10 protein-coding genes are annotated in these 9,349 nt (G+C 67.7%); 3 read left to right on the plus strand and 7 right to left on the minus strand.

All coding sequences use genetic code 11. The features are described 5' to 3' along the window. Positions 1-305, plus strand: a 305-nt coding sequence (locus Q1J95_RS11335; RefSeq protein WP_300267657.1) for an SIP domain-containing protein, incomplete at its 5' end; no start/stop codon positions are given. A gap of 51 nt (positions 306-356) precedes the next feature. On the opposite strand, the gene Q1J95_RS11340 is transcribed toward Q1J95_RS11335, so the two are convergent. The 6 genes from Q1J95_RS11340 to Q1J95_RS11365 all read right to left on the minus strand — a co-directional run bounded on the left by Q1J95_RS11340 (position 357) and on the right by Q1J95_RS11365 (position 6,475). Beyond that, positions 357-1,196: a carbohydrate ABC transporter permease gene (locus Q1J95_RS11340; RefSeq protein WP_300267658.1), complete on the minus strand. Its 840-nt coding sequence runs from the start codon at positions 1,194-1,196 to the stop codon at positions 357-359. Beyond that, the gene (locus tag Q1J95_RS11345) at positions 1,189-2,178 is read right to left on the minus strand and encodes a carbohydrate ABC transporter permease (protein WP_300267660.1); all 990 of its coding nucleotides are present in this window, start codon (positions 2,176-2,178) and stop codon (positions 1,189-1,191) included. Before Q1J95_RS11345 ends, Q1J95_RS11340 begins: the two co-directional genes overlap by 8 nt. Before the next feature lie 57 nt (positions 2,179-2,235). Beyond that, on the minus strand, positions 2,236-3,558 hold the full coding sequence (locus tag Q1J95_RS11350; RefSeq protein ID WP_300267661.1) for a sugar ABC transporter substrate-binding protein: 1,323 nt from the start codon (positions 3,556-3,558) through the stop codon (positions 2,236-2,238). 51 nt (positions 3,559-3,609) lie between these two features. Further along, the gene (locus Q1J95_RS11355; protein WP_300267664.1) at positions 3,610-4,725 is read right to left on the minus strand and encodes a Gfo/Idh/MocA family oxidoreductase; all 1,116 of its coding nucleotides are present in this window, start codon (positions 4,723-4,725) and stop codon (positions 3,610-3,612) included. Further along, complete coding sequence (locus Q1J95_RS11360; RefSeq protein ID WP_300267665.1) at positions 4,722-5,492, minus strand: sugar phosphate isomerase/epimerase; 771 nt, start codon at positions 5,490-5,492, stop codon at positions 4,722-4,724. Before Q1J95_RS11360 ends, Q1J95_RS11355 begins: the two co-directional genes overlap by 4 nt. A gap of 137 nt (positions 5,493-5,629) precedes the next feature. Next, on the minus strand, positions 5,630-6,475 hold the full coding sequence (locus Q1J95_RS11365; RefSeq protein WP_300267667.1) for a LacI family DNA-binding transcriptional regulator: 846 nt from the start codon (positions 6,473-6,475) through the stop codon (positions 5,630-5,632). 71 nt (positions 6,476-6,546) lie between these two features. On the opposite strand from Q1J95_RS11365, the gene Q1J95_RS11370 reads away from it, so the two are divergent. Further along, a complete protein-coding gene (locus Q1J95_RS11370; RefSeq protein ID WP_300267669.1) occupies positions 6,547-7,752 on the plus strand; it encodes an ROK family transcriptional regulator in 1,206 nt (401 codons plus the stop codon). 59 nt (positions 7,753-7,811) lie between these two features. Then, positions 7,812-9,050, plus strand: a complete 1,239-nt coding sequence (manD, locus tag Q1J95_RS11375) for a D-mannonate dehydratase ManD (RefSeq protein ID WP_300267671.1) — start codon at positions 7,812-7,814, stop codon at positions 9,048-9,050. A gap of 1 nt (position 9,051) precedes the next feature. Here manD and Q1J95_RS11380 read toward each other — a convergent pair. Further along, on the minus strand, positions 9,052-9,349 hold a 298-nt coding region (locus Q1J95_RS11380), incomplete at its 5' end, for a TIM barrel protein (protein WP_300267673.1).

Below are 9,349 nucleotides of genomic sequence, written 5' to 3' on the forward strand. Positions count from 1 at the left end.
CCGTGATCCTCGTCGAGGTGCGCGGGGCCGGGCACCAGCTCGAGATCGATGCGCCCGTGCCCGTCGAGTTCGTCCACCGCGGATCCGCCTTCCCCGGCACGGCGCTCGCCGACGCGATCGCGCGCATGGACGCGGACGACAGCCCGGGCGAGGATCCCTTCGTGTTCGTCGCGGCCGAGCAGGCGATCGTGAAGCCCGCCCGCGCGCTCGCGGTCGACCGCTGGGGCCTCGACGCCGACCGCACCGTCATCAAGGGCTACTGGAAGTCGGACGCGACGGGATCCGAGTACCACGCCGCCCACTGAACGCCCCGTACCCCTCGCCGCGTACCGGTCGGGCGAGGGACACGAGGGCGCCTACTTCACGGCGCCCGACGACAGGCCTGCGATGAGGTGGCGCTGAACGAGCATGAATCCGATGATCACGGGCAGCGACACGACGACCGACGCGGCCATAAGCTGATTCCAGTACACGTCGGTCTGCGATGAGTACGCGCGCAGCCCGATCGCCAGGGTCCGCGTCGCATTGTTCGTCAGGACGCTCGCGAACAACACCTCGCTCCATGCCGTGATGAAGCAGTACACCGTGACTGCGATGATGCCGGGCCTCGCGACCGGCAGCACGATGCGGATCAGGGCGCCGATACGCCCCGTCCCATCGATCATCGCGGCCTCCTCGAGCTCCTTCGGAATGGACGCGAAGAAGCCCGACAGCATCCAGATGGCGAACGGCAGCGAGAACGTCATATACGTGAGGATCAGGCCCAGATACGACCCCGTCAGCTGCACGCCGACGATCCGCTGCAGCTGAGAGAAGATCAGGAACAGCGGCAGCAGGAACAGGATCCCCGGAAACATCTGCGTCGACAGCACGACGAGACTGAAGGCGCGTGAGCCGCGGAAGGCGAACCGCGACATGGCGTACGCCGCCATGACCGCGAGGATCACGGAACACGCGGTCGCCGCGACCGTCACGATGAGACTGTTGACGAAATAGCGCCCCAGCGGAACCGTCTGCCAAATCTGAAAGTACGGCTCGAGGGTGATCCGCGACGGGATCCAGGTGAAGACCCCGCGCACGTCTCCGAGCGGCTTGATCGACGTCGCAACGACGACGTACACGGGCAGCAGGACGAGCAGGCTCAGGAAGGTGAGACCCATCGCGCGAAGGATGCGGAATCCGCGGGTTTCAATCATCGACCGACCTGCCCTTCGGCATCACGAGACGGATATAAAAGGCGGAGGCGATCAGCAGAACAACCAGCAGCAGGACACTCATCGCACCTCCCACCCCGAAGTTCCAATTGTTGAACGACTGCTGGTAGATGAGCGGCGAGATCAGCGTCGCCTCCGCGGGCGACGACGGGCCGAACAGCACGTATGGCACGTTGAACTGGTTGAAGATCCACAGGCTGAGAATGAGGAGCAGAACCGTGTTGGCGTGCCGGACCATGGGCAGCGTGATCGACCGGAACTGCCGCCAAAGACTCGCCCCGTCGAGCGCCGCCGCTTCGTACACGTCGGTGGGGATCGACTGCAGTGCGGCGAGCAGCATGAGGAAGACGAACGGCCAGAACTGCCACACCGTCACGACGACCATTGCCCAGAAGGCGTTGCCGCCCAGCAGCCAGAATGGGCGCTCGTCGAGGATGCCGAGATCGTCCACGAGGAAGCGGTTAATGACGCCGTCGCGCTGATTGAACATGAACGCCCAGGCGATCGTGCCGACATAGCTCGGGAGCGCATAGGGCACGAGGAAGAGCGTGCGGAACAGACCGTTGCCGCGGAACTTCGAACTCAGAAGCACCGCCGCGAACATGCCGATCGCCCAGGCGAACGCCACGACGATGACGGTGAACGCGATCGTGCGCAGCAGCGCGCCGTAGAACTGGCTGCCGATGGCGCCGGCCGGGTCGAGACCCTGGACGAAGTTCGCGAACCCCACAAACGGCGCGCTCGTCCAATTGGCGATCGAGTACTGCGTGAGCGAGATGAACGCGATGTACACCCCGAGGATCATCGGCACGATGTGGATGAGCAGCTCCATCACACCAGCGGGCGCGATCAGCCAATACGGCAACCACAGGCGCTTCTGAGCACGAGGGTTCTCGAGGACGTAGGGCTCCGGATTCTTCTTCGGATGACGGGTCTTCACCGTCGAGGTCGTGAGAATTGCCATGACTTCCCTCCGCCGGGGCGGGCTTCGGCCCGCCCCGGTCGATCGGTCGGATCCGGATCAGCTCGCAGGCATCTGCGAGTTGGCATCCTCGAGGGCCGCGCGAACGTCGTCCTCCGTGACCTCGTCGCCCTGAGCGATCCGCGCGAAGAGCCCGTTCATCGCCTCGCCGACGAGAGTCTCCATCTGCCCCTCACTGGGGTAGAGAGGCATCGGCTGCGCGTGTTCGGCCAGGATCTGCTGCTTGAGCTGCGTCTCCTCGCCCTGGAATGCCTCATCGTCGTAGGCGGCCGTGACGACAGGCAGCGATGTGAAGCGATCGTTGAGGTAGATCTGCTCTGCGTCGCTGGTGAGATGGGCGACGAAGTCGATCGCCGCCTCCTTGTTGTCGGAGTTCGCGAATACGCTCACGTTGATGCCAGCAACGTGGCTCTGGGTGCCCTCTTCGCCGGTCGCGTCGGCCGACATCATCGGAACGGGCGCCACGGCGTAGTCCTCCATGTCCCCCTCCGCAAGCGTCTTGCCGGGCGCCTGGTCGAAGAACATCGCGGAGTTGCCGGCGATGAAGTCGGCGACCATCTCGTTGCCTTCGGTCAGCTCGGCGTTCGACGGGCTGACGACACCGTCTTCGCCCATGAGTTGGATCCACTGATTGACGCCTTCGACGACCCCGTCGTTCGCGAAGTCGGGATTACCCTCGTCGTCGTACAGCGAACCGCCGTTCTGCAGTCCACGAATGAAGGCCTGATGCACGTTGTTCGAGGTTCTCTGGCCCGCGAGAGCGACGCCCCATTGGTCGATCTCCCCGTCGCCGTCGGTGTCGACCGTGAGCTTCTTCGCTGCCTCGACGAATTTGTCCCAGGTCGCGGGCGGCTCCGTGATCCCCGCTGCTTCGAACATCTCGGTGTTGTAATACAGCGAGTACGCGAGTCCGTACAGCGGAACGGACGTCGGCGCCTCCCCCTCCGCACCGCCCGTCTTCCAGCTCGAGGCGAGGAAGCGGTCCTCGCCCCCGATCGCCTCGAGCGCGTCGCCTTCGAAGGGCTCAAAGGCCCCGCTGGCCTGCAGAGAGGCAGCCCACGTGTTGCCGATGTTGACGACGTCGGGCGCTTCGCCGCTCGACACCGCCGTGAGGATGCGGTTGTACAGATCTCCCCAGGGAATGACCTCGAGCTCGACCTCGACGCCCGTCTCCTCCGTGAAGCGATCGATGGTCTCCTTCAGGATCTCTTCGTCGTGTGTCACCGAGGCGCCCTGATTGCTCGCCCAATAGGTGATCGTGTCGCTCGACGCACCCGCGTCGGAGCAGCCGACGAGGCCCGCCGCGGCGATACCGGTCGCGGCACACGCCGCGACCCATCGCACCCGTATCTTGCTGTTCATCGTGAATCTCCTTGTTCTCGCCGTTGAGAGGTTGAGAGAACGCGACCGGCATCAGGTGGATGATGCCGCCGCGCGTGCAGGATCCACGGTCGGATCCCATTCCAGGTCGAGCAGGTCAGACGCCTCGACCGTCGATGCGACATCGACGGGCGTGCCCGCGTCAATCGCCTCGCTGATGCTGACCATGATGTCGAGCACATGGATGGCGAGCTCGCCGGGCACCCGCTCGCGACGTCCCGTGCGGATCGCCTCGGCGAACTCGGCGACGCCCGTGCCGCGGGTGGACGCCGCTCGTCCGGCCGCGATCGTGCGCGTCTCGTCGCCCGGCAGATGCAGCACCGTGTCGCCCTCGAACATGTTAGGGTCGGGGAAGGCTGCCGCCCCGTCTGTGCCCTCGATCTCGATGACGGTGTGCCGCAGCTGCGAGTCGAAGCTGAAGACCGCGAGGGCGCTCGCGCCGCTCTCGAACTCGATCAGCGCGTTGACGTGCGTCGGCACCTCGACGGGGAACTCCCGGCCGGCCTTCGGTCCGCTTCCGATCACGCGCGTCTCGCGCGCCTTCGAACCCGTCGCCGACACTCGGCGAGCGGCGCCGAACACCTGGACGAGCGCCGTGAGGTAGTACGGCCCGACATCGAACATCGGGCCCGCGCCGCGCGCGAAGAGGAACTCGGGGCTCGGGTGCCACGACTCCGGCCCCGGTGTCTGAAACAGCGCGAGCCCGCTCACGGGCGTGCCGATCGTGCCCTCCTTGACGGCCCGCAGCGCGGTCTGCAGCCCCGGACCGAGAAAGGTGTCGGGGGCGACCGCCACGCGCACGCCCTCGGAATGCGCCAACTCGGCCAGCTCGCGGGCGCTCTCGCGGTCGAGAGCATATGGCTTCTCGCCCCACACGTGCTTGCCCGCGGCGACGGCCTGCTTCGCGACCTCGACGTGGACGGCGGGAATGGTGAGGTTCACGACGATGTCGACGTCGGGATCCGCGAGCAGCTGCTCGGTCGCCCCCGATGCGGGCACGCCCCACTTCGCGGCCTGGGCGGCAGCGCGATCCGTGTCGAGGTCGGCGATGAATCGCACCTCGAGCGCGGGGAACCGCGTGAGATTGCCGAGGTACTCGTCGCTGATCGTGCCCGCGCCGATGATGCCGACGCCCGTCCTCTTCGTCATGCCTGGATCCCTTCGAGGTAGGTGAAGCTGTCGGCGACGGCGTCGAACGCGTCGCCCGCGAAGTCGTCGAGTTCGACGACGCGAAGCGCCTGCGGAGCCGCGGCGAGGATCGCGGGAACGTCCATGGATCCGCTGCCGACCGCGACCTGGTCGATGTCGTTGTCGGTCAGGGGGCCGTCCTTGATGTGAAGCGCCGTCACGCGGTCGCCCAGACGAGCGAGGAGCGCGGGCACGTCGGCCTCACCGCCCACCGCTGCCCAGTAGGTGTCCACTTCGAGCTGCACCTCGTCCGCCACCGCGTCGGCGAAGACCTCGAAAGCGCTCGTGCCGTCGATGCGCGAGCGGAACTCGAATGCGTGATTGTGATAGCCGACGGCGATGCCGTGCCCGGCCGCGACCCGGGCGATCTCGCCCATCTCGGCGGCGATGCCCGCAACCCCGTCCCTGCTGAGCCACCTGTCGGGGTCGATGAACGGGTCGTAGACGGTCGAGGCGCCGAGCACGCTCGCAGCGCGGAAGATGGCGTCGACGTCTTCACCAACCAGGCGCGCGTGGGCGGTCGGCGCGGAGAGATCCGAGGCGTCGAGAGCATCGCGCAGCGCGCCCGCACGATCGACGAAGCCGAAGGGCTCGACCTGGCGAAAGCCGATGCGCGCGACCCGAGCGATCGTCGCGGGGAGGTCGCGTTCGAGGTCGTTTCGCACGGTATACAGCTGGAGGGAGGGATGGGTCACGTCGCTCTTCTTCAGAGCGGTGCTGTCGGTCATCTGTGTTTCCTTCGCGCCCGGCTCGGCCGGGTCGTTGACGTCTCTGGCAACGGTGAACGAGCCACCACGACTTTCTTAGTCGAATTAACTTAGATCAGTCAAGAGGGAAGTCTCGCACGGTCGCCCCGGCGTCGCGCTCAGGACTCAGCAGGCGGCGCTGTGCTCGCGCGAGCAACGATCACGACGTCCTGGGTGACGCTCTCGGCCGCCGCGTCGGGATCCAGAAGCGCTCGCGCCACGAGCTCGCCGAGTCCGAGGACGTCTCGCGACACGGCCGACAGCGCGGGCGTCGCGAGTTGGCAGACCGCCGAGTCATCCCAGGCGAGCACCGAGAGTTCGTCGGGAACGACGATTCCCCGCTCGGCCGCCACATCGAGCGCGGCAGCGGCCATGAGGTCGTTGTCGAACACGAGCGCCGTGAATCCGGCTTCGTCGTCCAGAAGCCGCGCCGTGCATTCTCGCCCGGACTGCTCGCCGTAGTCGCCCTCGACGGCGCCCCCGCACAGCCCCCGAGCCGCGATCTCCCGCTCGAACGCCCGTTCGCGCGCGATCGTGTGGCTCAGCTCGCGGGGGCCGGTGACGTGGCCGATCGACCGATGACCGAGCTCGTCGAGGAACGCGACGGCATCCGCCATCGCGCGGTCATTGTTCACACGAACCGACTGGCCGTCGCCGTCGACTTCGCCGACGGCAACGGCGCGCAGGCTCAACTCGTGACAGAGCGCGGGACGCGGATCGTCCTCGACCATATCGGACAGCACGACGGCCTCGATCTCACCCGCTGCGGCCCAGCGTCGGTAGGTGGCGACCTCCTCATCGAGGCTTGCGACAATGTGGACGACGATACTCGCGCCTTCTTCGTCGAGCACACGGTCGACGCCGCTCAGCAGACCCGAGTAGAACTGGTCCAGACCCCTTTGACCCGGCGCCTTGCGCCGCACCATTCCGAACACGCGTGCCCCTCCGGAAGTCTCATCGCCCACATGATCAGTATGACTGCGACCCCCTGGCCACGACCGCGCCGCTCACCGCAACCCCGCCGCGAGGCGACACCATGATCATCCCCGTGCGCCTCCGCGCGAGCGCCGTCGCGGTGCTCGCGGCGATCCGCGCGATGGGCCAGGCGAGCCGTGTCGAGATCGCCGAGCAGACCGGCCTGACCCAGGCGACGGTGTCGACGGCCGTGCGTGACCTCATCGCCTCGGGGCGCGTCGTCGAGACCGGCGAGCGCACCCCCACGCGCGGCAAACCGCGCACGCTCCTCGCCCTGCGACCGCTCGCGACCTGCGCGATCGGCGTGCAGCTGGGCGCCGAGTCGATCGTCGTGTGCATCACCGACGCGATCGGCGCCGTCGTCGCCCGCTCGCGGATCCGCGGAGCACGCGACGACGCGCCGGCCCCGACGATCGCCCGCATCGCGCGCGCGGTGAATCTGCTGCTGACGACGACGGGTCTCGCGCGCGAGGCGATCGTCGGCATCGGGGTCGTGAGCCCCGGCCTGCTCGACCTCGAACGCGGCGTCATTCTCCGCTCCCGCACGCTGCCGCGCTGGGTCGGCATCGAACTCGCACAGGATCTGGCGACGGCGACCGGCTTCGCGGCCGCGCTCGAGAACGATGCTTCCGCCGCCGCGATCGGTGAGCACTGGCGCGCGGCAACCAGCGCCTCCGCGGCACACTGCACTGTGCACATGGGGGCGACCGTCGGGGTCGGGATCCTGTCGGGAACCGAGCTCTTCCGCGGCGCGAGCGGAAACACGGGGGCGATCGGCCCCCTGCCGGTGCGCCGCGGCGGATCGTGGCTCGGCACGACCGTCGACGATCTCGCGACACCGCGTGCCGTCGCCGAACGCGCCTATGCGCTCGCGGCGCAGAACGCCGGAACACGGTTCGAGCCGTCGCCCGAGCGCGACCGATTTCACGATTTCCAGCGCATCGCCACGCTCGCCGTCCGCGGCGACGAGTTCGCGCGCGAGCTGATCGCCGAGTCTGCGGGCTACCTCGGCGACGCCCTCGTCACCGTCGTGAATCTGCTCGACCTCGGCTCGGTGTCGCTTGCCGGGCCCGCGTTCGAGATCGCGGGGACGCTGTATCTCGAGCGGCTGTCGGAGCGGCTCGCGGCCGAGGCGTTCGCCAGCGAACGGCACCCCGTGCGAATCCACCTCGCCGATCAGCTGAGCGATGCGGCCGCCGTGGGCGGAGCCGCCCACGCCCTGCGCCTCGCGATCACGACCCCCGAGGACGCACCGATCGAACATTGACTTGGTTAAGCGCCCGATGAAAGTATGATCGTGCATGCCGCCGATGAAGGAGGCCGACCATGCGCATCGACAGAGCAGAGGTCATCGTCACGAGCCCCGACCGCAATTTCGTGACCCTCAAGATCACGACCTCAGACGGAGTCACGGGTCTCGGCGACGCGACCCTCAATGGGCGCGAACTCGCTGTCGTCGCGTATCTGACCGAGCACGTGGTCCCACTGCTCATCGGTAGGGATCCGCACGCGATTGAAGACACCTGGCAGTTCCTGTACCGGGGCGCGTACTGGCGCCGCGGGCCCGTCACGATGGCGGCCATCGCGGCCGTCGACATGGCGCTGTGGGACATCAAGGGCAAGATCGCAGGCCTCCCCGTCTACCAGCTGCTCGGCGGCGCCAGCCGCACGGGCCTGCTCGCCTACGGACACGCGTCGGGCAAGGAACTGCCCGAGCTGTTCGATTCGATCCGAGAACACCTCGCCCTCGGCTATCGTGCGATCCGGGTGCAGTCGGGCGTGCCCGGGCTGAAGGCGATCTACGGCATCGCCTCGCAGTCGGCCGACACGGGCGGCGGGGAAGCGCGCTACGACCACGAACCCGCCCGCCGCGGCGCGCTGCCCGTGCAGGAGGACTGGGACACGCGCGCCTACCTGCGGCACCTGCCCGGGGTCTTCGAGGCCGTGCGCCACGAGTTCGGCCCCGAACTGCCGCTGCTGCACGACGGCCATCACCGGATGACGCCGATCCAGGCGGCGAAGCTCGGCACATCGCTCGAGCCGTACGACCTGTTCTGGCTCGAGGACTGCACGCCCGCTGAGAACCAGGAGGCGCTGCGTCTCGTACGCCAGCACACGACCACGCCGCTCGCGATCGGCGAGATCTTCAACACGGTCTGGGACTTCAAGGATCTGATCCGCGAACAGCTGATCGACTACGTGCGCGGAGCCGTGACCCACATGGGCGGCATCACGCCGCTGAAGAAGACCATGGACTACGCTGCGCTGTACCAGATCAAGTCGGGCTTCCACGGCCCGACCGACATCTCACCGGTCGGCATGGCCGCACAGGCGCACCTCGGTCTCGCGATCCACAACTTCGGCATCCAGGAGTACATGCCGCACGGTGAGAAGACCAACCGCGTGTTCGAGCAGTCATTCACGTGGCGAGATGGTTTGCTGCACCCGGGCGACGAACCGGGCCTCGGCGTCGACGTCGACATCGACGAGGCGGGCAGGTACCCCTACGAACGGGCGTACCTGCCCTACAACCGCCTCGCCGACGGCACCGTGCACGACTGGTGAGTCACGCCTCCTGAGACGAGCTGAACGCGGCGTCGAACGCGGCGTCGGGCGGCGTGATTGCGTTGAGCTTGCGCACGAACGCGAGCGCCTCGGGCGCGCCCTGCAGGCGATCCATGCCGGCGTCCTCCCACTCGACGCTCGTCGGGCCGTCGTAGCCGATCGCGTTGAGCGCGCGGAACAGCGGCTCCCACGGCACGGCGCCGTGGCCCGTCGAGACGAACGTCCAGCCGCGCCGCGGGTTCGCCCACGGCAGGTGGGATCCCCGCCCGCCGTTGCGGCCGTCGAGGATCGTGACCGCC

It is taken from the genome of Microbacterium sp., assembly GCF_029263575.1.
In the GTDB taxonomy this organism is placed as follows: domain Bacteria; phylum Actinomycetota; class Actinomycetes; order Actinomycetales; family Microbacteriaceae; genus Microbacterium.

Excerpts from the sequence above, each read along its gene's own strand:
- Q1J95_RS11355 (WP_300267664.1), bottom strand. The coding sequence starts at position 4,725 with ATGACGAAGAGGACGGGCGTCGGCATCATCGGCGCGGGCACGATCAGC.
- Q1J95_RS11360 (WP_300267665.1), bottom strand. The coding sequence starts at position 5,492 with ATGACCGACAGCACCGCTCTGAAGAAGAGCGACGTGACCCATCCCTCC.
- Q1J95_RS11370 (WP_300267669.1), top strand. The coding sequence starts at position 6,547 with ATGATCATCCCCGTGCGCCTCCGCGCGAGCGCCGTCGCGGTGCTCGCG.
- Q1J95_RS11345 (WP_300267660.1), bottom strand. The coding sequence starts at position 2,178 with ATGGCAATTCTCACGACCTCGACGGTGAAGACCCGTCATCCGAAGAAG.
- manD (WP_300267671.1), top strand. The coding sequence starts at position 7,812 with ATGCGCATCGACAGAGCAGAGGTCATCGTCACGAGCCCCGACCGCAAT.
- Q1J95_RS11340 (WP_300267658.1), bottom strand. The coding sequence starts at position 1,196 with ATGATTGAAACCCGCGGATTCCGCATCCTTCGCGCGATGGGTCTCACC.
- Q1J95_RS11350 (WP_300267661.1), bottom strand. The coding sequence starts at position 3,558 with ATGAACAGCAAGATACGGGTGCGATGGGTCGCGGCGTGTGCCGCGACC.